At 71.1% G+C, this 23,486-nt stretch carries 26 protein-coding genes; 11 read left to right on the top strand and 15 right to left on the bottom strand.

The features are described from left to right. Positions 1-68: 68 nt before the first annotated feature. The 4 genes from ACTXG6_RS10250 (at position 69) to ACTXG6_RS10235 (ending at position 3,564) form a co-directional block, all read left to right on the top strand. Entirely contained in the window at positions 69-1,199 is a 1,131-nt protein-coding gene (locus tag ACTXG6_RS10250; RefSeq protein ID WP_445187528.1) for a phytanoyl-CoA dioxygenase family protein, read from the top strand. Beyond that, positions 1,196-2,392 carry a Gfo/Idh/MocA family protein gene (locus ACTXG6_RS10245; protein ID WP_445187527.1) on the top strand — a complete coding sequence of 399 codons (1,197 nt, stop codon included), beginning with the start codon at positions 1,196-1,198 and terminating at the stop codon, positions 2,390-2,392. Before ACTXG6_RS10250 ends, ACTXG6_RS10245 begins: the two co-directional genes overlap by 4 nt. After that, positions 2,389-3,165 carry an SDR family oxidoreductase gene (locus ACTXG6_RS10240; protein ID WP_445187526.1) on the top strand — a complete coding sequence of 259 codons (777 nt, stop codon included), beginning with the start codon at positions 2,389-2,391 and terminating at the stop codon, positions 3,163-3,165. Before ACTXG6_RS10245 ends, ACTXG6_RS10240 begins: the two co-directional genes overlap by 4 nt. Before the next feature lie 138 nt (positions 3,166-3,303). After that, positions 3,304-3,564, top strand: a complete 261-nt coding sequence (locus tag ACTXG6_RS10235; protein WP_445187525.1) for a hypothetical protein — start codon at positions 3,304-3,306, stop codon at positions 3,562-3,564. A 209-nt stretch (positions 3,565-3,773) separates the two neighbouring features. Here the strand turns inward: ACTXG6_RS10235 and ACTXG6_RS10230 are convergent, their stop codons facing one another. After that, positions 3,774-5,270 carry a flavin-containing monooxygenase gene (locus tag ACTXG6_RS10230; protein ID WP_445187524.1) on the bottom strand — a complete coding sequence of 499 codons (1,497 nt, stop codon included), beginning with the start codon at positions 5,268-5,270 and terminating at the stop codon, positions 3,774-3,776. Between the two features lie 137 nt (positions 5,271-5,407). On the opposite strand from ACTXG6_RS10230, the gene ACTXG6_RS10225 reads away from it, so the two are divergent. The 3 genes from ACTXG6_RS10225 to ACTXG6_RS10215 all read left to right on the top strand — a co-directional run bounded on the left by ACTXG6_RS10225 (position 5,408) and on the right by ACTXG6_RS10215 (position 7,483). Continuing rightward, on the top strand, positions 5,408-6,337 hold the full coding sequence (locus ACTXG6_RS10225) for a hydroxymethylglutaryl-CoA lyase (RefSeq protein WP_445187523.1): 930 nt from the start codon (positions 5,408-5,410) through the stop codon (positions 6,335-6,337). 247 nt (positions 6,338-6,584) lie between these two features. Continuing rightward, the gene (locus tag ACTXG6_RS10220) at positions 6,585-6,917 is read left to right on the top strand and encodes a hypothetical protein (RefSeq protein WP_445187522.1); all 333 of its coding nucleotides are present in this window, start codon (positions 6,585-6,587) and stop codon (positions 6,915-6,917) included. 344 nt (positions 6,918-7,261) lie between these two features. Next, on the top strand, positions 7,262-7,483 hold the full coding sequence (locus ACTXG6_RS10215) for a hypothetical protein (RefSeq protein ID WP_445187521.1): 222 nt from the start codon (positions 7,262-7,264) through the stop codon (positions 7,481-7,483). A gap of 114 nt (positions 7,484-7,597) precedes the next feature. On the opposite strand, the gene ACTXG6_RS10210 is transcribed toward ACTXG6_RS10215, so the two are convergent. The 4 genes from ACTXG6_RS10210 to ACTXG6_RS10195 form a co-directional block, all read right to left on the bottom strand. Next, on the bottom strand, positions 7,598-8,326 hold the full coding sequence (locus ACTXG6_RS10210) for a TetR/AcrR family transcriptional regulator (protein WP_445187520.1): 729 nt from the start codon (positions 8,324-8,326) through the stop codon (positions 7,598-7,600). Continuing rightward, positions 8,323-9,606: an acyl-CoA dehydrogenase family protein gene (locus ACTXG6_RS10205; RefSeq protein ID WP_445187519.1), complete on the bottom strand. Its 1,284-nt coding sequence runs from the start codon at positions 9,604-9,606 to the stop codon at positions 8,323-8,325. The genes ACTXG6_RS10210 and ACTXG6_RS10205 overlap by 4 nt, the downstream gene beginning before the upstream one ends. Before the next feature lie 185 nt (positions 9,607-9,791). Next, entirely contained in the window at positions 9,792-10,526 is a 735-nt protein-coding gene (locus tag ACTXG6_RS10200) for a maleylpyruvate isomerase family mycothiol-dependent enzyme (protein ID WP_445187518.1), read from the bottom strand. 90 nt (positions 10,527-10,616) lie between these two features. Continuing rightward, positions 10,617-11,456, bottom strand: a complete 840-nt coding sequence (locus ACTXG6_RS10195; protein ID WP_445187517.1) for a PaaX family transcriptional regulator — start codon at positions 11,454-11,456, stop codon at positions 10,617-10,619. 312 nt (positions 11,457-11,768) lie between these two features. Here ACTXG6_RS10195 and ACTXG6_RS10190 point away from each other — a divergent pair, with 312 nt between their 5' ends. Next, positions 11,769-12,194 (top strand): hypothetical protein, encoded by a 426-nt coding sequence (locus ACTXG6_RS10190; protein WP_445187516.1) that lies wholly within the window; start codon positions 11,769-11,771, stop codon positions 12,192-12,194. A gap of 3 nt (positions 12,195-12,197) precedes the next feature. On the opposite strand, the gene paaE is transcribed toward ACTXG6_RS10190, so the two are convergent. The 8 genes from paaE to ACTXG6_RS10150 all read right to left on the bottom strand — a co-directional run bounded on the left by paaE (position 12,198) and on the right by ACTXG6_RS10150 (position 18,771). Beyond that, positions 12,198-13,301 carry a 1,2-phenylacetyl-CoA epoxidase subunit PaaE gene (gene paaE / locus ACTXG6_RS10185; RefSeq protein ID WP_445187515.1) on the bottom strand — a complete coding sequence of 368 codons (1,104 nt, stop codon included), beginning with the start codon at positions 13,299-13,301 and terminating at the stop codon, positions 12,198-12,200. A 243-nt stretch (positions 13,302-13,544) separates the two neighbouring features. Beyond that, the gene (paaD, locus tag ACTXG6_RS10180) at positions 13,545-14,024 is read right to left on the bottom strand and encodes a 1,2-phenylacetyl-CoA epoxidase subunit PaaD (protein ID WP_445187514.1); all 480 of its coding nucleotides are present in this window, start codon (positions 14,022-14,024) and stop codon (positions 13,545-13,547) included. A 98-nt stretch (positions 14,025-14,122) separates the two neighbouring features. After that, positions 14,123-15,085 (bottom strand): 1,2-phenylacetyl-CoA epoxidase subunit PaaC, encoded by a 963-nt coding sequence (gene paaC / locus ACTXG6_RS10175; protein WP_445187513.1) that lies wholly within the window; start codon positions 15,083-15,085, stop codon positions 14,123-14,125. Further along, positions 15,082-15,402, bottom strand: a complete 321-nt coding sequence (gene paaB / locus ACTXG6_RS10170; protein ID WP_445187512.1) for a 1,2-phenylacetyl-CoA epoxidase subunit PaaB — start codon at positions 15,400-15,402, stop codon at positions 15,082-15,084. Before paaB ends, paaC begins: the two co-directional genes overlap by 4 nt. Further along, positions 15,399-16,361 carry a 1,2-phenylacetyl-CoA epoxidase subunit PaaA gene (gene paaA, locus ACTXG6_RS10165; protein WP_445187511.1) on the bottom strand — a complete coding sequence of 321 codons (963 nt, stop codon included), beginning with the start codon at positions 16,359-16,361 and terminating at the stop codon, positions 15,399-15,401. Before paaA ends, paaB begins: the two co-directional genes overlap by 4 nt. Positions 16,362-16,619: 258 nt before the next feature. After that, a complete protein-coding gene (locus ACTXG6_RS10160; RefSeq protein ID WP_445187510.1) occupies positions 16,620-17,267 on the bottom strand; it encodes a TetR/AcrR family transcriptional regulator in 648 nt (215 codons plus the stop codon). Then, complete coding sequence (locus ACTXG6_RS10155) at positions 17,264-18,079, bottom strand: enoyl-CoA hydratase/isomerase family protein (protein WP_445187509.1); 816 nt, start codon at positions 18,077-18,079, stop codon at positions 17,264-17,266. Before ACTXG6_RS10155 ends, ACTXG6_RS10160 begins: the two co-directional genes overlap by 4 nt. A gap of 113 nt (positions 18,080-18,192) precedes the next feature. Then, entirely contained in the window at positions 18,193-18,771 is a 579-nt protein-coding gene (locus ACTXG6_RS10150; RefSeq protein ID WP_445187508.1) for a TetR/AcrR family transcriptional regulator, read from the bottom strand. Between the two features lie 104 nt (positions 18,772-18,875). On the opposite strand from ACTXG6_RS10150, the gene ACTXG6_RS10145 reads away from it, so the two are divergent. Next, positions 18,876-19,796: an SDR family NAD(P)-dependent oxidoreductase gene (locus ACTXG6_RS10145; RefSeq protein ID WP_445187507.1), complete on the top strand. Its 921-nt coding sequence runs from the start codon at positions 18,876-18,878 to the stop codon at positions 19,794-19,796. Positions 19,797-19,900: 104 nt separating this feature from the next. Here the strand turns inward: ACTXG6_RS10145 and ACTXG6_RS10140 are convergent, their stop codons facing one another. After that, positions 19,901-20,752, bottom strand: coding sequence for a helix-turn-helix transcriptional regulator (locus ACTXG6_RS10140; RefSeq protein WP_445187506.1), 852 nt, complete (start codon positions 20,750-20,752; stop codon positions 19,901-19,903). An 85-nt stretch (positions 20,753-20,837) separates the two neighbouring features. On the opposite strand from ACTXG6_RS10140, the gene ACTXG6_RS10135 reads away from it, so the two are divergent. Next, a complete protein-coding gene (locus tag ACTXG6_RS10135) occupies positions 20,838-21,215 on the top strand; it encodes a hypothetical protein (RefSeq protein WP_445187505.1) in 378 nt (125 codons plus the stop codon). A gap of 55 nt (positions 21,216-21,270) precedes the next feature. Further along, entirely contained in the window at positions 21,271-22,056 is a 786-nt protein-coding gene (locus tag ACTXG6_RS10130) for an SDR family oxidoreductase (RefSeq protein WP_445187504.1), read from the top strand. A 78-nt stretch (positions 22,057-22,134) separates the two neighbouring features. Here the strand turns inward: ACTXG6_RS10130 and gabT are convergent, their stop codons facing one another. Beyond that, positions 22,135-23,469 (bottom strand): 4-aminobutyrate--2-oxoglutarate transaminase, encoded by a 1,335-nt coding sequence (gene gabT, locus ACTXG6_RS10125; RefSeq protein WP_445187503.1) that lies wholly within the window; start codon positions 23,467-23,469, stop codon positions 22,135-22,137. Positions 23,470-23,486: the final 17 nt, after the last annotated feature.

The following is a 23,486-nucleotide window of genomic DNA, read 5'->3' as shown; positions in this document are numbered from 1 at the left end:
ACCAACTTGAGGGGTTTTTGATGGGTTCTTGCGGTTCCGTGCTCCACCCTAGTTCGTACGCTCAGTCCATGGCTCACACCCTGACTCCGACCGCCAAAGACTGCCGGCTGGACGACCTGCTGGCGGTGCTCGACGAACCGACCAACCTCGCCGACTACCCGCACGCCACCGAGGTCACCGACGGCGTGGTGATCTACTCCGCCGCCGCTGTCCGCGATACCCCACCCACCGAGCTGGCCGGCGCGCTCGCCGACGGGCCGGGCATCGTGGTCGTCCGGGGTGCCTTCGAGCCGGCGGTCGTGTACCGCGCCTCGGTGGCGTTCCAGGCGCTGATCGCCGAGCAGCACGAGACCGGCACCGGCCGGGGTGATCACTTCGCTCGCCCCGGCGCCAACGACCGGATCTGGAACGCGCTGGAGAAGCTCGCGGTGCGCGCTCCGGACACGTTCGTCGAGTACTACGCCAACGACGTGCTCGCCCTCGTCAGCAGCGCCTGGCTGGGCCCCGCGTACCAGGTCACCTCACAGGTGAACGTGGTCAACCCGGGCGGCGCCGGGCAGGTCGGACACCGCGACTACCACCTCGGTTTCCTGCCGCCCGCGCGGATCGAGCAGTACCCGGAGCACGTGCACCGGCTGTCCCCGGTGCTCACCCTGCAGGGCGCGGTGGCGCACTCGGACATGCCGGTGGAGACCGGGCCGACCTGCTACCTGCCGCACTCGCAGAAGTACCCGGCCGGTTACCTGGCGACCAGCCGGCCGGAGTTCCGCGAGTACTTCGACGCCCACCACATCCAGCTGCCGCTGTGCCTCGGCGACGCGGTGTTCTTCAACCCGGCCGTCATCCACGGCGCCGGCACCAACCGGACGAGCGAGGTCAAACGGATGGCCAACCTGCTGCAGGTGTCCTCGGCGTTCGGCCGGGCGATGGAGAGCGTGGACCGCGAGCGGCTGTGCAACGCGGTCTACCCGGCGCTGCTGGCCCGCGCCGCGCACGACCCGGACGGGGCCGCGAACGCGGTGGCCGCCGCCGCCGAGGGCTACCCGTTCCCCACCAACCTCGACCTCGACCCACCGCTGGACGGCCTCGCGCCGCCGAGCCAGGCCGACCTGGTGCACCGCGGCATCGCCGGGCACTGGCCACCGGGACAGCTGCGCGACGAGTTGGCGCGGCAGAGCGCCCGCCGGAGCACCCGGTGAGCCCGGGTACGAGAGAGATCGGCGTCGGGCTGATCAGCCTGGGCTGGATGGGCCGGCTGCACACCAAGGCCTACCGGGCGGTCCCGGTGACCTACCCGGACCTCGGGGTCCGCCCGGTACTGGTGCACGCCGCCGACACGGCGCCGGACCGCGCCGACTACGCCCGCGACGTGCTGGGCTACCGCAACGCCAGTGCCGACTACCGCGCGGTGCTCGCCGACGACGGCGTCGACGTGGTGTCCATCTGCGCGCCGAACGCCCTGCACCGGGAGATCGCGCTTGCCGCCGTCGACGCCGGCAAGCCGTTCTGGATCGAGAAGCCGGTCGGCCGGGACGCCGCCCAGACGGCCGAGATCGCCGCCGCCGCCGCGAAGGCGGAGCTGGTCACCTCGGTCGGCTACAACTACCGCAACGCCCCGGCGGTGGCCTACATCCGGGAGCTGGTGGCCGCCGGCGAGCTCGGCCGGGTCACTGGGGTGCGCTGCCTGTTCCTCAACGGCCAGGCGGCCGACCCGCGCGTCGCGCTGTCCTGGCGGTTCCAGCGGGAGCACGCCGGCAGCGGGGTGCTCGCCGACCTGCTCTGCCACGTCGCCGACCTGGTCGCCTACGCGGCCGGCCCGTCCACCGGGCCGATCGCAGAGGTGAGCGCCGCCTCCGCCATCGTGCACGCGCGCCGGCCGATCGCCGCGATGGGCACCGGCACGGTGTTCTCCATGGCCGAGGGCGACGACGTCGAGCTGGGCGAGGTGGACAACGAGGACCACGCGGCGGCGCTGGTCCGGTTCGCCGGCGGCGCGCTCGGCACGCTCGAGGTGTCCAGGGTCGCCGTCGGGCCGCAGACCCAGCTGTTGCTCGAGGTCTCCGGCACCGGGGGATCGGCCACCTGGGACTTCGAGCGGATGAACGAGCTGCGGGTGGCCCGGCTCGGCGATGCCGGCTACACGACGGTGCTCGCGCATGGCGGGCTCGGCGAGTACGCCCGGTTCCAGCCGGGACCGGGCATCGCGATGGGCTACGACGACCTGAAGGTGATCGAGGCGGCCCGGTTCCTGGGTGCGGTGCTCGATCGGGACACGACCGGCTCGGCGCACTGCACGGTGGCGGATGCGCACGCGGCGGCCGAGGTGGTGCAGGCGGCGGTCGACTCGGCCGCGTCAGGTTCCTGGGTACGGGTGAAGGAGGTTCGGTCATGACACTGCTCGACGAGCGGGTGGTACTGGTCAGTGGCGGTACCCAGGGGGTCGGCGCGGCGGTGGCCAGGGCGGCGGCCCGGGAGGGCGCGGCGGTGGCGGTCACCGGGCGGCGGGCGGAGCCGGGCAACGCGCTGGTCGAACAGCTGCGGGCGGGCGGCACGCGGGCCAGTTTCGTGCCCTGCGACGTGGCCGACGTACCGGCCGCGCAGGCCGCGGTGCGCGCCGTGCTGGCCGAGTTCGGCCGGATCGACTGCCTGGTCAACGCCGCCGGGCTCACCTCGCGCGGCACCCTGCTGGACACCACGCCGGAGCTGTTCGACCAGCACATCGCGATCAACCTGCGCGGGCCGTTCTTCCTCATGCAGTCCGTGGTCGCCGACCTGGTGGCGCGCAAGGCGCCGGGCACGATCGTCAACATCATCTCGACCTCGGAGCTGGGCGGGCAGCCATACCTGGCGCCCTATGTGGCGGCCAAGGCCGGGCTGGCCGGGTTGACCCGCAACGCCGCGCACGCGCACCGCTGGGACCGGATCCGGATCAACGGGCTGGACATCGGCTGGACCGACACCGAAGGCGAGGACGCCACCCAGCGCGAGTTCCACGACGCGGACGACGGCTGGCGCGAGCGCGCCGGCAAGTCGTTGCCGATGGGCAAGCTCGGGCAGGCCGACGAGGTCGCCGACTTCGTGGTGTTCCTGCTGTCCGACCGTAGCGGGGTCGTAACCGGATCGATCCTGGACTGGGACCAGAACGTCTTCGGGGGCCTTGACTGACCCGAACGGACGCATCTCTGAGAAGTGCCTGGTCCGAGTGGGTGAGGCTGCCTCAGTTTCCTCAGCCATTCGGCGTCCCCTAGCATCCTCATCCAGCCGCACGAACCTCGCGCGGCTAATCCAGAGGAGGAATGCTTTATGCAGCGTCGTACGCGCATCGCCCTGGCCATCACGGCCGCCGCCGGAGCCGCACTGCTCGGCACCGGTACCGCTTTCGCTGACGGCTTCACCGACATTCTCGGTGGTGCCGACACCAGCCAGGCCAGCACCGCGACCGACTCGGGCTCGACCGACGCCGACTCCAGCGACAGCGGCTCGGACTCGAGTGACGCCGACTCGAGCGACAGCGGCTCGGACTCGAGCGACTCCGACTCCAGCGACGACTCGAGCGACGACTGAGGTCGTCACCCGGTAGTACCTGAGGGAAGTCTCCTCAGCCGCACGACAGGCAAGGCGCACGAAATCCCCGAGGACTTATGTGGCTCGCCCCGGGCGAGCGAGGGGACGCCGGTGGGGTCATCGCTGATCCGCCGGTGTCCCTCCTCAGCTCCGATGACCAGGTGGCCGCCAGCTCCCCAGGCGGCCACCTGAGCTGTTTCCGGGCCCGGTCAGGCGGTGTGTTCGGCGGGCGCCGGGCGGGCCGCCTCGCCGCGCCGGGCGGGTCGCGGGATCAACCGGTACTCCGCGGGGTCGAGCGTGCGGGTCCGCTCGCCGTACTCCGCCATGTAGCCGGGCCAGTTCGCGATGATCCGCCCCTCGCCGTTGCGGTACCACGAGTCGCACTGGGTCCACGCCGTCCCGGCGAAGTGGGCCTGCACCGCGCGGTCGCTGGTTTCTTCCACCTCGGGCCGCACGTCGATGGCCGCGGCGCCGTCGGCCCGGACCCGGTCCAGCGCCTGTCGCAGGTAACCGGCCTGCGCCTCGAGGTAGTAGATGATCGAACCGCCCGAGGTGTTGGTGTTCGGCCCGTACAGGATGAACATCGACGGGAACCCGGGCACCGTGATACCCAGGTGCGCATGTGCCCCGCCGGCCCAGGCATCCCGCAGGGATCCCCCGCCGGTGCCGGTCACCTCCATCGGGAACATGAAGTCGTTGGTCCTGAACCCGGTGCCGTAGATGACACAGTCGACGTCGTGCCGCCGGCCGTCGGCGGTGACCGGGCCCTCCGGCGCCATCCGCTCGATCGCCTCGGTGACCAGCTCCACGTTGTCCCGCTGCAACGCCGGCAGGTACGCCGAGCTGAACAGCACCCGCTTGCAGCCGAACATGTAGTCCGGCCAGGCCTTGCGCCGCACCTCGGGGTCACGCAGCTGCCAGCGCATGAACAGCGCCGCGCGCAGCCGGCCGACGCGCCCGACCGTGGCCGGGTTTCGGATCGCCGCGGTGATCGCCTCCATGTAGCGGAACAGGAACGCCCTGCGGACCCGCTGCACGCTGGGTACCCGCGCGAACAGCACCTTGAGCAGTGCCGGGTAAGCCCGGTTGCGGCGGGGCAGGAACCAGTTGCCGGACCGCTGGAACACGGCCAGCTGGCCGGCCTGCTCGGCGATCTCCGGCACGAACTGCACGGCGCTGGCCCCGGTGCCGATCACCGCGACCCGTTTTCCGCGCAGGTCGTAGTCGTGGTCCCAGCGCGCCGAGTGGAAGCTGTGCCCGGCGAAGTCGGCCAGGCCCTCGATGCCTGGCATGGCCGGCTGGTTCAGCTGCCCGGTGGCCAGTACCAGTGCCTCGGCGTGGCGCTCGGTGCCGTCCTCGGTGCGCACGGCCCATCGGGCGGTGGCGTCGTCCCAGCGGCAGGCGGTCACCGTGGCGCCGGTGACGATCCGCTCCTCGATGCCGTACTCGGCGGCGACGCCACGCAGGTAGCCCAGGATCTCCGACTGGGGCGAGCAGAGCCGTGACCAGTCCCGCCGCTGCGCATAGGAGTACGAGTAGAAGTGACTCGGTACATCGCAGGCCGCACCCGGGTAGTCGTTGTAGTGCCAGGTCCCGCCGAGCTCGGGGGCCGCCTCGAGCAGCGTGACGTCGTCGAATCCGTGCCGCCGCAGCTCGATCGCGGCCGCGATGCCGCCGAAGCCAGCTCCGACAATGACCACTCGCATTCGTCGACCTTCCTCGTGTCGATTCCCTGACCAGCGGATGCTAGGGACACAACGACCCGTTGCGCCTGTACCGGGCGCACAACGTTCCGTCCCTCCGCTGTAGGGCGCGACCCACGGCACCCTCCTAAGCTGCGAGCATGGCGGAGTACGGGACGATCGGGTTGGCCGGGTTGCCCACGCGGGTGACGATCTGCGAGGTCGGCCCCCGCGACGGGTTGCAGAACGAGTCCACGGTCCTGCCCGCCGAGGTCAAGGTGGAGTTCATCGAGCGGCTGGTCGCCGCCGGGCACCGGGTGGTCGAGTCGACCAGCTTCGTCCACCCGAAATGGGTGCCCCAGCTCGCCGACGCCGAGGACGTGCTGGACCGGGTGCGGCGGGTGGCCGGGGTGCGCTACCCGGTCCTGGTGCCCAATGAGCGGGGTCTGAACCGTGCGCTGGAGCGGGGTGTCACCGATATCGCGGTGTTCGGCAGCGCCACCGAGACGTTCGCCCAGCGCAACCTGAACCGCACCGTGGCCGAGTCGCTGGAGATGTTCGCCCCGGTCGTCGCCAGGGCCAGGGAGGGCGGGCTGGCCGTGCGCGCCTACCTGTCCATGTGCTTCGGCGACCCGTGGGAGGGCGAGGTGCCGATCGAGCAGGTCGTCTCGGTGGCCACCCGCATGATGGCGCTGGGCTGCACCGAGCTGAGCCTCGGCGACACCATCGGGGTGGCCACCCCGGGCCGGGTGGTGGCGCTGCTGGACGCGCTGCGGGCCGCCGGCGTGCCGGTCGAACAGATCGCGGTGCACTTCCACGACACCTACGGTCAGGCGCTGGCGAACACGCTGGCCGCGCTGAACCGGGGAGTCACCATTGTGGACGCCGCGGCGGGCGGTCTCGGCGGCTGCCCGTACGCGAAGAGCGCGACCGGAAACCTGGCCACCGAGGACCTGATCTGGCAGCTGGACGGCCTCGGCATCGAGACCGGGGTGGACCTGGGCCGGCTGGTGGAGACCAGTGCCTGGATGGCCGAGCAGCTGGGCCGGCCGAGTCCGTCCCGGGTGGTGCGTGCACTGACCGGCGGCTGAGCCCAATTAACACTCTGTAACATCCGGCCCGCGGAACTTCCTCTTCCCGCATCGGTGTCGTCACAGTCTGGGCCAGGTGAGTTCCTCCGTCTGCTCACGGTACGTCGCCTGGTCGGCGCAGCGGTGATTGAGTACACTGATCCGAGTGGGTTAGTGGTACCACTTGCAATCACCCATACGGACTGCCCTAGCATGATCCGCGTTGCACCTACCCAGTGTGACGAAATCCCCCGAAGAGGAGACAAGCATGCAGCGACGTCTGCGTATTGCCCTGGCCGTCACGGCCGCCGCCGGAGCGCTCGCCCTGGGCGCCGGCACCGCCTTTGCCGACGCCCCCAGCGAAGGCATCAACGGCGCGAACACCCCGAGCCTGCCGAGCAGTTCGTCCGCCGACGGCATCAGCGGACTCGGCAGCAGCCTCGGCTCGCCGACCCAGACCAGCGACGCGGGCAGCAGCGATGCTGAGGCCGACAGCAGCGACGCCGGCAGCAGCGACGCCACCAGTGGTGCCGCTGCCCCCGGCGGCATGCTGAGCAACGGCTCGATGAACACCCCCTCGCTGACCAGCGTCTCGAAGTAGTTCGTCGCCCGGTCCCCTAGACCGGCGCTCCCCCCGGAACCGGCTGATCAATGTCGATCGGCCGGTTTCGGCGCTTCCGGCAGCCGCGGGTGACGGGTTCGGATGGCTGCCGAGCGGCATGATTCAACTGGCCGACGCCCGTCGTGATCCCCGGCACAAGTATGAGATTCACATATAGGAACACCCAGGTGAGTGGGCCCTTCAGCCTAATGAGCCGATCCAAACGGCCCAACGAATACTCGCCGTCTTGATGATCTCTTCCTAGCGTCGGGCATGCGTGGAGTCAGCCACGCGTTGCCCAACCCTGAGGAGAGACCAGAATGCAGCGTCTCGTACGAGCCACCGTGGCCTCTGTCGCCGCGGCTTCGGCTGCTCTGCTGATCAGCGCCGGCACCGCCAGCGCCGCCACCCCGGCTGCCGCTCCCGCCGCGGTCGTCGCCAGCCAGGCAACCACCTCGGTTCTCGCGGCCGACTCCACGTCGACCTCATCGTCCGGCACCGTCAGCGGTGTGCTCGGCGGCGTGTTCGACACCGTGACCAACCTGCTGCAGTCCCTGGGCCTGTAAGACCCGGTTTCCGAGTCGTCGTGGGGCGTCCTCGGGGCATCGAGCGGGTAGCGCGAGCGGGACCGGTTGGCTCGGCCGGCCGGTCCCGCTCGCTCGGTCGGTCGGTGCGTTCGCTCAGTCGGTGCGCTCGCTCAGCAGGTCCGACGTGCGGGGGCTGAGCGGTGCGGTCAGCAAGGCGGCGACCAGGTCGGTGAGCTGGCTGGCGAACAGCCGGTCGTCCCGCCTCGGCAACGGCTGCCGGGCACGCCGCCCCAGCTCCACGTACACGAACCGGGTCACGGCGAACCGCCGGTGCAGCCGGCCGGCCGCGTCCGCCGGCAGGTACGGCTCCACCAACTCGCTCCAGCGCCGGTGGCGCCCGATCAGCAGGGCGATCGGAGTGCCCGGTGCGAAGATCCAGTCGCTGCGGTTGACCACCTCGGCGGCCACCTGCAGGAACTCCGGCCCGCCGTCGAGGCAGTCCAGCTCCGCGCACAGCGGCATCACCAGCACGTCGGCCAGGTCCCGCAGTCCGGCGGGGCTGTCCGGCGGTGAACTCGTCTGATACCGCTCGAGCAGGATCTCGTGCCGTGGCGCCACCTGCTCGAGATGGTGCTCGAGTACGGCGCGCAGCAGCCCGTCGCGGGAACCGAAGTGGTATCCCACGGCGGTGCTGTTGCGCTGCCCCGCTTCCCTGGTGATCTGGCGCAGCGACACCCCGTCCACCCCGTGCGCCGCGAACAGCCGCTCCGCGGTCCGCCGCAGCCGGGTCACCGTGTCGCCGGCCGCCTCAGGACCGGCGACGTCAGTGCCGGACAGCTCAGTACCGGACAGCTCAGTGCCGGCGACGTTCGCGCCGGTCACAAGTTCGCGGTCGCCGCCGTGAGGTAGTCGGCGAACTTCCGCTCGGCCGCCTCGCGCCGGGTCGGCACGTGCTCGGTGGGCACCTCGGTGGGGGTGTAGCCGCGCAGGAGCCGGCGCGCCACGGTCTCCTTGTGCACCTCGTCGGGCCCGTCGTAGATCCGTGCCGCGCGCGCCGAGCGGTACATCTGCTCCAGCGGCAGGTCGCCGGAGAAGCCGAGCGAGCCGTGCACCTGGATGGCCCGGTCGATCACGTCGTGGAGCACCTTGGCGCCCCAGTACTTGATCATCCCGATCTCCACCCGGGCGTTCGACGCGCCCACCTGGTCCATCGTCCAGGCCGCATGCAGGGTGAGCAGCCGGGCGGCGCGCATCTCGGCGGCCGAGGTGGCGACGAAGTCCTGCACCATCTGCTTGTCCGCCAGGGCCGAACCGTGCGCGTGCCGGCTCACCGCACGCTCGCAGAGCATGTCGAACGCGCGCTTGGACTGGCCCAGCCAGCGCATCGCGTGGTGGATCCGACCGGGACCGAGTCGCTGCTGGGCCAGCCGGAAGCCGTCGCCCGGGTTGCCGATCAGGTTCTCCTTCGGCACCCGCACATCGGTGTAGATGATCTCCGCGTGGCCGCCGTCGAGGCCGCCGGTCCACGGGTGGTCCATCACCGGGATGTCGCGCAGGATGTTCACTCCCGGGGTGTCCACCGGCACGACGATCATCGAAGAACCCTGGTACGGCGAGACGTCCGGGTCGGTCACCGCCATCACGATCAGGAAGTCGGCGATCGAGGCGTTGGACGAGAACCACTTGTGACCGTTGATCACGTACTCGTCACCGTCGAGCACCCCCTGGGTGGACAGCATGGTCGGGTCGGCCCCGGCGCCCGGCTCGGTCATGGAGAAGGCGCTGCGCAGCTCGCCGCGCAGCAGCGGGTGCATCCAGCGCTCCTGCTGCTCCGGGGAACCGCCGATGGCCAGCAGCTCGGCGTTGCCGGAGTCCGGCGCCTGGTTGCCGAACACACCGGGCGCGTAGCGGCACTGGCCCAGGATCTCGTGCATCAATCCGAGCTTGACCTGACCGAACCCGCCGCCACCGAGCTCGGGCGGCAGGTGCGAGGCCCACAGCCCACGCTCCTTGACCTGCTCCTTGAGCGGCGCGGTGATCCGGCCGAACGTCGCCCAGTCCAGGTCCAGGGTCTCCAACGGGATGATCTCTTCTCGGACGAAGTCGCGCATCCACGCCAACTTCTCCTCGAACTCGGGTTCGGTCGAGAAATCCCACGCCATCTCCGGTTACCGGCCTCTCCGTAGTGTGCGTCGCAAACTCTGACTCTTACGTCGACTGCACTAGAATGTAGAGCAAGTGCATTAATTGCGGAAGTAGCGTACCCGGAGCGCTCCGGTGATCATCAGTACCTGAGGGCGAATCCGAGCGCGCGAAACAGCCCTCAGGTACTGATGATCAAGAAATGCTAAAGCCAGCGAGGCGGTTTCGGGACCGCGATCTCGCCGGTCTCACCCCGTGCCGCGAGGCCACCGGGGACGCCTCGGCCGACCAGCCAGCCGGCCAGGTCCGCGACGCTGCCGGTCAGCGTGATCGGCGCGCCGACCGCCGGGCCGAGGCGCAGAGTGCGCTCCCGGTCGGTGGGGCGCAGCAGTACGGCCGGGCAGTCCTCGCGACCGGAGAGCGTCCCGCAGACGTCGGTGAGCAGCGCGTCCAGCACGCCGGCCGGCAGATCGTCCATCCGCGCGCCGGCGGCCAGGTCCACCGTGTGCAGCCACACCTCGCGCACCCGCATCCACGGCACCTCGGTGGCCGGGATCGTCCGACCCTGTGCGCTGCGCAGCGGGGCCTGCCAGGTCGTGTCGTCGAGTGCGCCGAGCGCCTCGGTCAGCGCGGCGGCGGTACCCGCCAGGTCCTCGCGCAGCCGGCCCGCCGAGAGGGTGGCGGACTCCTCGATGTCGGCGTCGCGCTGAGTCGGGCTGGCGTACATCGGTGTCTCCACGCCCGTGCGGGCCCAGGCCGCCAGCCGGCTCAGTGCCTCAGCGTTGCGGGCGAGGTGCCCGACCAGGTGTGCCCGACTCCAGCCGGGCAGTCCGCTGGGCTGGCGCAGCTCGTCGTCGGTGAGCCGATCGACGGCGTCGAGCAGGAAGCTGGTGCCGGTGTACATCCAGGACAGTGTGCCGGCCAGGTCGTGCCCGCTCATCAGGTTCTCCGATCAGTGCTCGCCACGGAGATCCTGCCAACTCCGGACGAGGCCCGCTCACCGACGGACTCAGGACACCCGGGTCGAAAACTAGGAGGCGTCCAGTTCGGCCACCCGAGGTTCACTGGCGCGGCGCCCCAGAAGCAGGGTGTCCACGTAGGCCTCGGCGGGTTCCCTGAGCAGTTCGTGGGCCTCGAGGAACACCTCGTGCGCGGCCCGGCCGGCCCAACCGTCGGGGAGCAGCTGTGCGGGCAGGTCGGGGTCGCGGTGCGGGAACGCGCGGTAGTCGTGGACCAGCTGTACCCGCTCGACCAGGGCGGCCTTGCCGTGCAGCTCGCCGGCGCGGTACCTGGACAGCCGGGGCCGGTACCTCGCCAGCATCTCGGCGTAGTCCCGGTTCAGCGATCCCAGGCACCACGAGCGCGCGGCCATCTCCCGGTCCACGTCGGCGCTCCCGGACCGCGCCTTGAAGGTGTCCATCCGGATCACCGGCCGGTCCGCGAAGCTCGCCTTGACGTCACTGATCCGGTCGTGCGGGCTGAGCCAGACCGACGAGGACAACGGCCCGAACCCCAGCCAACACAGCTTCCTGCGGAGCTGCTCACGCAGCGCGCGCTCGGTCTCGGGCACCGAGTAGATGACCATGTGCCACTGGCCGTCCCACGGATCGTTACCGCGGTGGAAGATCCGGGAGCGGCCCACCTCGAGCTGCCGCGCGGCGGAGTCGGTCAGCAGGTAGGTGGTCTCCCGGCCGTCCCGCCGGCTGCCCAGCCAACCTTCCTTGCGTAATCGGGCGACCACTACCCGGACGGTTGGCTCGGGCACCCCGAAGCAGTCCATCAGCGCGATCAAGCTCCGTAACCGGACCTCGCCGCCCCGATCCCCCAGGTAGTCGCCGAACAGGTCAAAGACCAACCCGCGAGCCTTCATGTTTCCTCCTGGCCACGGCCGATCGCCCCCCATCCGCGGTCGTCTGTTCCGGTCAGCACTGGTCGTGTTGCGGCCAGGGACCCGGCGACCACCCCTGCGCCGGACCCGTCTTGGACGGCCGCATAGTTGCACAGAGTGAGACCGCTTACGGAGCGTCACGGCCGGCGACACGGCACTCTCCGCACCTTCGGGTTCGTTTGGTCCGCCGGACGTAACCCCGGGGTGTGACTGATGAGGCTCGACTCAGTCAGCGGCGATCCGGTTCGGCGCTGGGCATATGGTTGAACGCCCAACCACAACAAGGAGCGCCGCATGAAGTTCCGCGTCAAGGCACGGCAGATCCCGCTCCGGCTGGCGACCGGCGCGTTCATCCTCAACTCCGGTCTGCAGAAGCGGACCGCCGACGAGCAGACCGCCGCCCAGCTGCACGGTTTCACCGCCGGCACCTATCCGGTGGTCAAGAGCCTGGAACCGGCCAACTTCCTCAAGCTGCTCTCGGCAGGCGAGATCGCGCTCGGTGCGGCGCTGCTGCTCCCGGTCGTGCCCGGGCTGCTGGCCGGTGCAGGCCTGACCGCGTTCTCGGCGGGCCTGCTCGGGCTCTACCTGCGCACCCCCGGCATGCGCGAGGAAGGCAGCCTGCGCCCCACCCAGCAGGGCCTGCCGATCGCCAAGGACGTCTGGATGCTCGGCTCCGGGCTCAGTTTGGTCGTGGACTCGCTGACCGACCGGAGGTCCTGAGCCTCAGCAGTCGTAGTCGACGGTCACCGTGTCGGTGGTGGGCAGCGACTGGCAGGTCAGCACGTAGCCGGCGGCCAGCTCGTCGTCCTCCAGCGCGAAGTTGCGCCGCATGGTCACCTCGCCGTCGGTGACCATCGCCCGACAGGTGCCGCACACGCCGCCCTTGCAGGCGAACGGCAGGTCACCCCGCACCCGCTGGGCCGCGTCCAGCACCGAGACGGCGCGGGGCAGCGTCAGCGTGGTGGACCGGCCGTTGAGCACCACGGTGACCTCGCTGGTCTCACCGTCGACGGAGGTGTCCACATCGACGTGGCGCAGCTCCGGCGGCGGCTCACCGACGTAGAACAGCTCACGGTGCACCCGCTTGCGCTCGACGCCGAGCTCACCGAGGACCGTCACGGCGGCCTCCGTCATACCCAGCGGGCCGCACAGCCACCAGTCGTCCACGTCCTCGGTGTCGACCAGCAGGGTGAGCAGCTCGCGCAGCTTGTCCGCGTCGAGGCGGCCGGAGAAGATCTCCGCCTCCATCGGCTCGCGGGACAGCACGTGCAGCAGGTGAAGCCGGGGTCCGTAGGCGTTCTTCAGGTCGGCGAGCTCCTCGGTGAACATCACCGTGTCGGTGCGCCGGTTGCCGTAGAGCAGGGTGACCCGGACGTCGGGATGCGCAGCGAGCAGGCTCGATGCGATGGACAGCACCGGGGTGATACCCGAGCCGGCCGCGATCAGGCCGTGATGGGTGCCCGCCCGCAGCTCGGGGGTGAACGAACCGGACGGCGGACCGACCTCGATCTCGTCGCCCGCTCTGACCCGGTCCACCAGCCACTCGGAGAACAGCCCGGAGTCCACCCGCCGCACGCCGACCCTCGGCGCGGCGCCGACCGGTGCGCAGATCGAGTACGACCGGCGCTCCTCGCCGTCGGCGGTGAGCTGGCGCAGCGTCAGGTACTGCCCGGGGCGGAACGCGTACTGCTCGCGCAGCGCCTCCGGTACCTCGAAGCTGACCGCGACGGCGTCCTCGCATAGCCGCTCCACGCCGGCCACCCGCAGGGTGTGGAACCCGCTGCGTGCTGGCGCGACCACCTCGTCGGTGCCGGCTGGCGCACTCACCTCAGATCTCCTTGCGTGTGGTCGTCTTCGGGATCGCTCCGCTCCTCGCTCGCTGGCGCTCGCTGCGATGCTCACTCACCCTCAGATCACGCTGCCCTCTGGTCGTCCTCGGGATCGCTCCGCTCCTCGCTCGCTGGCGCTCGCTGCGATGCTCACTCACCCTCAGATCACGCTGCCCTCTGGTCGTCCTCGGGATCGCTCCGCTCCTCGCTCGCTGGCGCTCGCTGCGATGCTCACTCACCCTCAGATCTCCTTCATATGTTCGAAGGGTTCACGGCAGGCGGGACAACGCCGCAGCTCGGTGCACGCGGTCGGGCCGAACCGGGACAGCTCCTCGGTGGCCGGCGCGCCGCAGCGCGGGCAGCGCACCGCCGACGACGACGGCGGGTCCAGGGTCAGCGGGATCGGACCGGCGGCCGCGGCCGACACGCGCCCTGGCGGCGCGACACCGGCCTCGGCCAGCTTGCGGCGGCCGTCCTCGGTGATCCAGTCGGTGCTCCACGGCGGCGAGAACACAGTGCGCACCTCGACCTGGCGGTATCCGGCGTCGGCCAGCGCGGTCCGCAGGTCGGCGCGCATCTCCTCCAGCGCCGGGCAGCCGGAGTAGGTCGGCGTGATGGTCACCGTGACCGCCCTGTCGCCGTCGCGCACCTCGACCGAACGGACCACGCCCAGGTCGGCAAGGGTCAGCATCGGCATCTCGGGGTCGACGACGGTGCCCACGACGTCGGCCGCGTTCTGTGCTCGTGAGTTCTGTGCTCGTGAGTTCTGGGCTCGTGAGTGGCGAGTGGTCTCAGGGGACCACTCCGCACTCACGGGGGTCACCACGTCGCCTCCGGGTGTTGCCGGGCCAGGCTCTGCATCTCGGCGAGCACGTGCCCGAGCGCCTCGGTGTGCACGCCCTGGCGACCACCCCGGCCGCCGATCGTGCCGGCGCCGGGCAGCCGCGGCCGGGTCAGCGTGGCGCGGCCGAGCACCTCGTCGAGCACCGCGTCGACCTCGTCGCGCACCCCGGCGGGATCCACCGCGACACCGGCGGCCACCAGTCGACGCTCCACGTCGGAGGCGCGGAACAGCTCGTCGACCCTCGGCCACGCCCACTCCAGCGCCGCCTGCATCCGCCGGCGCGACTCGTCGGTGCCGTCGCCGAGGCGCAGTGTCCAGCGCGCCGCGTAGTCCCGGTGGTAGGTCAGCTCCTTGACGCCCTTGCCGGCCACCGCGGCGAGCACCGGGTCCGCGGAGTCACGCAGCCGGTCGAGCAGCGCCAGCCGCCAGGACGAGAAGATCAGCAGCTGCGCGATCGCCTTCCCGAAGTCGCCGTCGTTGCCCAGCTCGGCGAGTGCCACGTTGCGGAACTCGGCGTCGCCGCGCCAGTAGGCGAGCTGGTCCTCGTCCCGGGCCGGACCGCTAGCCGTGCCGGCCGTGCCTTCGCGCGCCGTGCCTTCGACGTGCGCCGCGCGGGCCAGCAGCACCCGGGCCTGGCCGAGCAGGTCGAGCGCGGTGTTGGCCAGCGCCACCTCCTCCTCCAGCTCGGGCGCGTTGCTGACCCACTCGGCGAGGCGCTGGCTGTAGATCAGCGCGTCGTCGCCGAGCATCAGGCAGTACTCGGCCAGGTCAGCGGCGTCCACCCCGGCCGGGACCGGCGCGGTCAGCTCGGTGGCCTCGGTGTCGAACCCGGTGCCGAACGCCCAGTGGGTGTCACCGTGATCCTCGGTCAGCCCTTCGTAGACATTGGTCCCGTGCCCGTCGTGCCCGCCGTGTACGACCTCGTTCGCTGCGTTCACAGGTGCGGCACCTCCTCGGGGATGTCGTAGAACGTCGGGTGCCGGTAGACCTTGTCGCCGGCCGGGGCGAAGAACGGGTCCTTCTCCGCCGGGCTGGACGCGGTGATGTCGTCGGCGCGGACCACCCAGATGCTCACGCCCTCGTTGCGCCGGGTGTAGACGTCGCGCGCGTTGTGCAGCGCCATCTCGGCGTCGGCCGCGTGCAGCGAACCCACGTGCACGTGGTTCAGGCCGCGCTTGCCCCGGACGAACACCTCGTACAGCGGCCAGCCGCCGCGCCCGCGCTGCCTCGACGGCTCGCTCGCCCGCTCGCTCATGCCCGCGCCTCCCGCTTCGTTGCCTGCTTGGCCGCGTAGGCGTCCGCCGCATCCCGTACCCACGCACCGTTGTCGTGCGCCCGGCGCCGGTGCGCGATCCGCTGCGCGTTGCACGGCCCGCCGCCGCTGACCACAGCCTTGAACTCGGACCAGTCCGGTTCGCCGTAGTCGTGCGCCTTGCGCTCGTCGTTCCAGCGCAGGTCCGGATCGGGCAGCGTCACGCCCAGGGCCTCGGCCTGCGGCACCGACATGTCCACGAAGCGCTGGCGCAGCTCGTCGTTGGTGTGCCGCTTGATGCCCCAGGTCATCGACTGCTGGGTGTTCGGCGAGTCCCCGTCCGGCGGGCCGAACATCATCAACGACGGCCACCACCAGCGGTTCGTCGACTCCTGGACCATCTCCCGCTGAGCGTCCGTGCCCCGCATCATGGTCATCAGCAGCTCGTAACCCTGGCGCTGGTGGAACGACTCCTCCTTGCAGACCCGGATCATCGCCCGGGCGTACGGGCCGTACGAGCAGCGGCACAGCGGCACCTGGTTACAGATCGCCGCACCGTCCACCAGCCAGCCGATCACCCCGATGTCGGCATACGACAGCGTCGGATAGTTGAAGATCGACGAGTACTTCTGCCGGTTCGTGATCAGCTTCTCGGTGAGCTCGGCGCGGTCAACCCCGAGGGTCTCGGCCGCCGCGTAGAGGTACAGCCCGTGCCCGGCCTCGTCCTGGACCTTGGCCAGCAGGATCGCCTTGCGGCGCAGGCTCGGCGCCCGCAGGATCCAGTTCCCCTCCGGCTGCATGCCGATGATCTCCGAGTGCGCGTGCTGAGCGATCTGCCGGATCAACGTGGCCCGGTAGGCGTCCGGCATCCAGTCCCGGGGTTCGATGCGCTGGTCGGCCGCGATCGTTCCGTCGAACAGCGCTTCGACGGAGGGCTCGGCGTGATGCTCGGTGGTGGTCACGGCGCGTCTCCTATGAACCGAATGTTCGTTCGTTTCATCATGACGCAGCGGACCGGGCGGCGCAAGGCGGAGCGGCCACCTGTCGCACTTTTGCCGCCGTCCGCACCCCGGGCTGGAGGCCGCACAGACCGCGTGCAGACCGCACACACCCTGTAACCCCTGTGCCACGTAGACGCGGTCTGTGCGAGCCGAGGTCCGACCCGGCCACCGAGCGCCCACGTCACGACCGCTCGGGGGCTCGGGGGGCTCGGGGGTGACTCAGGCCGGCGGGAGGATGCCGTCGGAGACGACCCGCACCACGTCGGCCGGCAACGTCTTTGAGCCGCTGCGCCCTGGCCGGTACCACTCGATCAACGAGTTGACCGTGCCGGACAGCAGCCGGGCGGCCAGCGCCGGCTCGACGTCGGAGCGGATCTGGCCGGCCGCGCCGGCGTCGGCCACCAGCGTGGCGATGCTCGCGTCGAACTCGCGGCGCCGCGCCAGCGCCCACCGCTCGGTCTCAGTGTTGCCCCGGACCCGCAGCAGCAGCGTGACGTAGGGCAGCTCACTGGTCAGCACCTCGACCTGCCGGTAGACGATGTGCCGCAGTCGCTCCAGCGGGGTGCCCTCGCGCGCGGCCGGCTCGTCGAGGATGCCGAACAGGCCGTCCAGCGCGCGGCTGAGTGCGGCGCGCAGCAACTCCTCCTTGCCGCTGACGTGGTGGTAGAACGACGACTTGGTGATCCCGGCGGCGCGGGACAGATCTTCCATGCTGGTCGCGTCGTAGCCCCGCGTGTTGAACTCGGTCACCGCCACGGCCAGCAGCGAGGTCGCGTCGTACACCTGGCGGCGGGTCCCGTCGCCGGCCCGGGTGCGCCGGGTGCGCGGTGGCGGGCCGGCCGGATCGGACGGGGCGGCGGCCGTCACGCGCCCTCGAAAGTCGGGCGCTGCTTGGCCAGGAAGGCATCCACCGCGCCCTGGTGGTCCCTGGTCACCCCGAGCCTGGCCTGTCCGGCCCCTTCGCCGGCCAGCACCGTCTCCAGCGGCGAGACCGCCCCGAGCGCGAGCGCCTTCTTGATCTCGGCGTACGCGGCCGTCGGGCCGGCGGCCAGGCGGCGTGCCAACTCGAGCGCGGCACCGAGCACCTCGCCGGCCGGGACGACCGCGCGCACCAGCCCCCACTCCTTGGCCTGCTCGGCGCTGAACGACTCGCCGAGCAGCATCAACTCGGTGGCCCTGGCCGCGCCGAGCGAGTGCACCAGGCTGGCGGACAGCCCGGAGTCGGCGGTCAGCCCGATGGCCGCGAACGCGGTGGCGAACGGGGCGCCCTCGGCGGCGACGCGCAGGTCGCAGGCCAGCGCGAAGCCCAGTCCGGCACCGACCGCGCCGCCGTTGATCGCCGCGACCACCGGCTTGGGCATCTCGGCGAGCGCACGGACGATCGGGTTGTAGTGCCGCTCCACGGTATTGAAGCTGGTAGCCGGGTCGGCGCGCAGTGTCTCGGCATGCTCGCCGAGATCCTGCCCGACGCAGAACGACTTGCCGCTGCCGGTCAACACCACGGCGCGAACCTCGGCGTCGCCCGCCACCAGGTTCAGCGCCTCGACCAGCGCTTCTTTCAGCTCGACGGTGAGGGCGTTGCGCCGCTGCGGCCGGTTCAGCGTGACGACGGCGACGGCGGGGTCCTTCTCGTCGCGGTCGACGCGGACCGCCGGTTCCTGGGTTTCCGGGGTGCTCACGGCACCATGCTAACGGTCGAATCGACCGAACGATCGTTCCCCACAGGGCGATTGTTGCGCCGACACCCGGGGACCGTCAGCCGGCGCCCGGCGCTTCTACCGGAGCCCGTCCGTCAGCTGGCGCCCGGCGCACCGTAGCGCAGCCCGTCCATCAGCAGGTCGAGCAGCCGTCCGGCCCGGGCCGACCCGTCCGGCGCCTCGGCGGCCGCCCAGGCCCCACGCAGCGCGAGCACCACATCGTCCGGCGGCACGTCGGCGCGGATGGTGCCGGCGGCGGCCCCGGCCCCCAGCAATGCATCCAGCGCGGTCACGAGCTGCCGGTAGGTGTGCCCGAACAGGTTGGAGTCCGGCGAGACCGCCGCGCGCAGCGCCGCCGCCATGCCGTGCTTGGTGGCGAAATAGGTGACGAACCGGTCCATCCAGGCGCGCAGCGCCTCATCCGGCGGCAGCTCGGCGAGCAGCTCGTCGACCGCGTGGCAGACCCGGTCGACCTCCTGCCGGTAGACCGCCTCGACAAGATCACCCCGGGTCGGGAAGTGCCGGTACAACGTGCCGATGCCGACACCGGCGCGCTTGGCGATCGACTCCAGGGGCACCTCGGAATCGGTACCCGACAGCATCTCGACCGCCACTACCAGCAGCTTCTCCCGATTGCGCCGGGCGTCCGCGCGCATCGGCCGGGCATCGGTCACAACGCGCACCACCTCAGGGTTGCTAATCGGAGGTCCCTCCGGTTAGTCTCGAACGTACCGGAGGTTCCTCCGGTTGAGTCCATGATAGCTGTGGGAGCACACTGATGACCCGCATCACCACCCCCTTCAACTTCGAGTCCACCGCCGCCGAGGTGGCCGCCGGCACCGACCTGTCGGGCAAGCGCGCGATCGTCACCGGCGGCGCGTCCGGCATCGGCATCGAGACCGCCCGTGCACTGGCCGGCATCGGCGCCGACGTCACCCTCGCGGTGCGCAACACCGACACAGGCGCCCTGGTCGCCGCCGACATCACCGCGAGCACCGGCAACGCCTCCGTGCAGGTCGCCCCGCTGGACCTGACCGACCGGGCGTCCATCGCGGCCTTCATCGCCGGCTGGCACGGTCCGCTGCACCTGCTGGTCAACAACGCCGGTGTGATGGCCACCCCGGAGACCCACACCGCGGAAGGCTGGGAGCTGCAGTTCGCGACCAACCACCTGGGGCACTTCGCCCTGGCCACCGGGCTGCACAGCGCGCTCGTCGCCGGTGCGTCCGCCGGGGAGGCCCGCATCGTGGTGGTCAGCTCGAGCGCGACGTTCCGGTCGCCGGTGATCTTCGACGACCTGCACTTCAAGCACCGGCCGTACGACCCGTGGGATGCCTACGGCCAGTCCAAGACGGCGAACGTGTTGTTCGCGGTGGGCGCCACCGCACGCTGGGCGGGCGAGGGCATCACCGCGAACGCCCTGATGCCCGGCGCGATCAGGACCAACCTGCAGCGCCACGTCGGCGGGCTCCGGGCGCAGCGCTACCTGTGGAAGACCCCGGAGCAGGGCGCTTCGACGTCGGTGCTGCTGGCCACCTCACCGCTGCTCAAGGGCATCGGCGGGCGCTACTTCGTGAACAACGAGGAGGCGGTCGTGGTGGACGAGGCGCCCGCCGACCTGACCGGGGTGCCGGCCTACGCACTCGACCCGGTCAGCGCCGACCGCCTCTGGGAGGTCTCCGAGCAGCTCGTCGGCTGACGTATACGCAACAGCCAGGCGTGTGGCCATGACCACCAGGACCTGAGGGCTGTTTGGGAGCTCGGAAACAGCCCTCAGGTACTGTTGATCATGAAACTGGACGCCTAGTCCTGCTCGCTGGACTCGAACCGCTCGTGGCCGACCACCCGCAGCAGGTCCAGCTGCGCCGCGGTGTCACTGCCCGGCGGCGCGGTGAAGACGACGAACCGCTGGTCCTCGGCGGGGGTCAGCAGCAGCTCGCTGTCCAGCTCGAGCGGACCCAGTACCGGGTGCTGGATTCGCATCCGGCTCGCCCGGCGCACCGCCACGTCGTGCTCGTCCCAGAGCGCGGCGAACTCGGCGCTGTCCCTGCGCAACCGGCGCAGCAGGGCGGCCGCCGTCGGGTCGTTGCCCCGGCGGGCGACCGCTCCGCGCAGGTCCGCCACGTGCACCCGGCTGTAGTACTCGTGCTCGCCGACCGGGTACAGCTCGCGCACGCCGGGGTCGGTGAACCAGCGCCACACCACGTTGCGGTCGGACTCCTCCACCGAGCACATACCGCCGAACAACAGCCGGGCCAGGCTGTTCTGCGCGAGCAGGTCACCGAGGTCGGTGAGGATCTGCGCCGGCGCGTGCTCGAGCTGGTCCAGCAGCGCGAGCAGCCCGGGCCGGACGTGGTCGCCGGCCCTGGCCCCGGCCGGAGCGTGGTGCCCGGCGAGCACGAACAGGTGGTCCCGCTCGTCGTCGGTCAACCGCAGCGCGCGGGCCAAGGCGGCGAGCACCTGGGAGGACGGCCGAGGGCCGCGCTGCTGCTCGAGCCGCACGTAGTAGTCGGTGGACATCCCGACCAGCTGGGCAACTTCCTCGCGGCGCAGGCCGGGGGTGCGCCGGCGCCCCGAGACGGGCAGCCCGACGTCCCTCGGGCGCAGCCGTTCCCGGCGCCGGCGGAGAAAGTCGGCCAGCTCGCTGCGGTCCATGCCACGATCATCGCCCGTTTCGGCCGGCGTAGCCACAGACCGACAGTCCCTGTCAACGTTCACCACGGGCGGCCAGCCTGGGGTCATGAGCCTGAAGCTGAGCGAGGACCTCGACGTACCGACCGTGATCAGCACCTACCTCGCGGCCAAGCTGGGCAGCGAGGTCGACACCATTCTGGACTGCTTCACCGACGACGCCCTGGTGCACGACGAGGGCAAGGACCACCTCGGCAGGGTCGCCATCCGCGCCTGGCTCGGTGAGCTGGCCAGCAAGTACACCCTCACGTACCGCGTGCTCGGCGCACACCGCTGGTCCGCCACCGCGCCGCCCACCACCGCGCCGACCACGGCGGCGGCGCTGCGGGTCGAGGTCGCCGGCAACTTCCCGGGCAGCCCGGTCGTGCTGCACCAGCACTTCAGCCTCGCCGGCGACCGGATCGCCGCACTCACCATCTGCCCGTGACACCGCGCCCGGGGCACAGCCCGCACCCCACCCGCAACGAACAGGGAAGCCACAAATGACCACAGCGACGAACGGGGAACTGGCCGGCCGCACCGCGGTGGTCACCGGCGGCAGCAAGGGCATCGGCGCCGCGATCACCGCGCGGCTGGCCGGCGCCGGCGCGACCGTCCTCACCACCGCCCGCTCCGCACCGGCCACGCTGCCGACCGGGGTGCGGTTCGTGCGGGCCGACGTGAGTACCCCGGAGGGAGTCGACGCGGTGGCCGCCGCGGCCGGCGAACAGCTCGGCGACGTGGACATCATCGTGCACGTGGTCGGCGGCTCCGACCAGGAACCGGGCGGCGCCGTCGCCACCGCCGACAAGGTCTGGCAACACAGCCTGGACATGAACCTGATGTCCGCCGTCCGGCTGGACCGGGCGCTGCTGCCGGCCATGCTGGCGCGCGGCCGGGGCGCGATCGTGCACGTCACCTCGGTGCAGCGCACCACCCCGCTGCCCACCACCGTGCCGTACGCGGCGGCCAAGGCGGCACTGGCCAACTACAGCAAGAACCTCGCCAACCAGGTCGCCCCGGCCGGGGTACGGGTGAACAGTGTGTCGCCCGGATTCGTGGAGACCGAGGCGGCCGCCGGCATGGTGCGCGCGCTCGCTGAGGCGGACGGGATCGACGAGGCCACCTCCCGCCGGCGGATCATGGACTCGATCGGCGGCATCCCGCTGGGGCGCCCGGCCCACCCGGACGAGGTCGCCGAGCTGGTCGGTTTCCTGGTCTCGGACCGCGCACCCAGCATCGTCGGGGCCGAGTACCGGATCGACGGCGGCAGCACCCGCACCGTCTGAGGACCTGTGAGTGGTACTGCCTGTGAGTGGTGTTGGTCGCCAGGGCGACCGACTCCACTCACAGGCAGCCGCGGGGACTCAGCCGGCGACCTCGGCCAGCGCCGACTCGAAGACCGACAACCCCTCGTCGAGCAGCTCCTCGCTGATCACCAGCGGCGGCAGGAACCGCAGGACGTTGCCGAAGGTGCCGCAGGTCAGGGTGAGCAGGCCGTTGCGGTGGCAGGCCGCCGTCAGCGCCGCCGTGACCGCCGGGTCTGGCGTCTTGGCGCCGGAGTCACTGACCAGCTCCACAGCCTGCATCAGCCCACGCCCACGCACCTCACCGATGACCGGGTACTTCGAGGCCAGCGTGTCCAGCCGGGACCGCAGCACGCCGCCCAGCTGACGGGCCCGCTCGACCAGGTTGTCCTCGCGCATGGTCTCGATGGCGCCGAGGGCCGCCGCGCAGGCGATCGGGTTGCCGCCGTAGGTGCCGCCGAGGCCACCGGTGTGCACCGCGTTCATCAGCTCGGCGCGACCGGTCACGGCGGCCAGCGGCAGCCCGCCGCCGATCGCCTTGCCGGTGGTGATCAGGTCCGGTACGACGTTCTCGTGGGTGCTGGCGAACCAGTCGCCGGTGCGGCAGAAACCGGTCTGCACCTCGTCCGCGATGAACACGATGCCGTTCTGGTGGCACCACTCGGCGACGCGCGCGACGAAACCGGGCGCGGGCACGATGAAGCCGCCCTCACCCTGGATCGGCTCGAGCAGCACGGCGGCGGTGTTCAGCTCGCCGACCTGCGCGTGCACCATTTCGACGAAAGCCGCAAATGCTTCAGCGGAGCAGCGCTCCGGGCCGGTCGGCCAGCGGTACGGGTAGGCCATCGGCACCCGGTAGATCTCACCGGCGAACGGGCCGAAGCCGGACTTGTACGGCATCGCCTTGGCGGTCAGCGCCATGGTCAGGTTGGTCCGCCCGTGGTAGCCGTGGTCGAAGGCCACGACGGCGTCCCGGCCGGTGGCGTAGCGGGCGATCTTCACCGCGTTCTCCACCGCCTCGGCGCCGGAGTTGAACAGCGCGGAGCGCTTCTCGTGGTCGCCGGGGGTCAGCTCGTTGAGCTGCTCGCAGACCTCCACGTACGGCTCGTAGGAGGTGACCATGAAGCAGGTGTGGGTGAACTTCTCGACCTGCTCGCGCACCCGGGCCACCACCCGGGGGTCGCTGTTGCCGACGCTGGTCACCGCGATCCCGCTGGCGAAGTCGATCAGCTGATTGCCGTCGACATCGCGCAGGATCGCGCCTGACGCTTCGTCGATGTAGATGGGCAGTACCGCGCCGATACCGGCGCTGACCGAGCGCACCCGGCGCTCTTGGAGGGCGGCCGACCTGGGGCCGGGAACGGCAGTGACGAGCTCGCGGCGCTGAGCAACCATGTGCGGCACGCTAGTGG

This window comes from Pseudonocardia sp. Cha107L01 (genome assembly GCF_052566575.1).
Note: the sequence above shows the minus strand (reverse complement) of the source record. Positions and strands in the feature narration are given on the sequence as shown.

Bases quoted from the DNA above. Each gene is read 5' to 3' on its own strand.
- ACTXG6_RS10250 (WP_445187528.1), top strand. From the start codon at position 69: ATGGCTCACACCCTGACTCCGACCGCCAAAGACTGCCGGCTGGACGAC.
- ACTXG6_RS10240 (WP_445187526.1), top strand. From the start codon at position 2,389: ATGACACTGCTCGACGAGCGGGTGGTACTGGTCAGTGGCGGTACCCAG.
- ACTXG6_RS10235 (WP_445187525.1), top strand. From the start codon at position 3,304: ATGCAGCGTCGTACGCGCATCGCCCTGGCCATCACGGCCGCCGCCGGA.
- ACTXG6_RS10230 (WP_445187524.1), bottom strand. From the start codon at position 5,270: ATGCGAGTGGTCATTGTCGGAGCTGGCTTCGGCGGCATCGCGGCCGCG.
- ACTXG6_RS10225 (WP_445187523.1), top strand. From the start codon at position 5,408: ATGGCGGAGTACGGGACGATCGGGTTGGCCGGGTTGCCCACGCGGGTG.
- ACTXG6_RS10220 (WP_445187522.1), top strand. From the start codon at position 6,585: ATGCAGCGACGTCTGCGTATTGCCCTGGCCGTCACGGCCGCCGCCGGA.
- ACTXG6_RS10205 (WP_445187519.1), bottom strand. From the start codon at position 9,606: ATGGCGTGGGATTTCTCGACCGAACCCGAGTTCGAGGAGAAGTTGGCG.
- ACTXG6_RS10200 (WP_445187518.1), bottom strand. From the start codon at position 10,526: ATGAGCGGGCACGACCTGGCCGGCACACTGTCCTGGATGTACACCGGC.
- ACTXG6_RS10195 (WP_445187517.1), bottom strand. From the start codon at position 11,456: ATGAAGGCTCGCGGGTTGGTCTTTGACCTGTTCGGCGACTACCTGGGG.
- ACTXG6_RS10190 (WP_445187516.1), top strand. From the start codon at position 11,769: ATGAAGTTCCGCGTCAAGGCACGGCAGATCCCGCTCCGGCTGGCGACC.
- paaB (WP_445187512.1), bottom strand. From the start codon at position 15,402: ATGAGCGAGCGGGCGAGCGAGCCGTCGAGGCAGCGCGGGCGCGGCGGC.
- ACTXG6_RS10145 (WP_445187507.1), top strand. From the start codon at position 18,876: ATGACCCGCATCACCACCCCCTTCAACTTCGAGTCCACCGCCGCCGAG.
- ACTXG6_RS10140 (WP_445187506.1), bottom strand. From the start codon at position 20,752: ATGGACCGCAGCGAGCTGGCCGACTTTCTCCGCCGGCGCCGGGAACGG.
- ACTXG6_RS10135 (WP_445187505.1), top strand. From the start codon at position 20,838: ATGAGCCTGAAGCTGAGCGAGGACCTCGACGTACCGACCGTGATCAGC.
- ACTXG6_RS10130 (WP_445187504.1), top strand. From the start codon at position 21,271: ATGACCACAGCGACGAACGGGGAACTGGCCGGCCGCACCGCGGTGGTC.
- gabT (WP_445187503.1), bottom strand. From the start codon at position 23,469: ATGGTTGCTCAGCGCCGCGAGCTCGTCACTGCCGTTCCCGGCCCCAGG.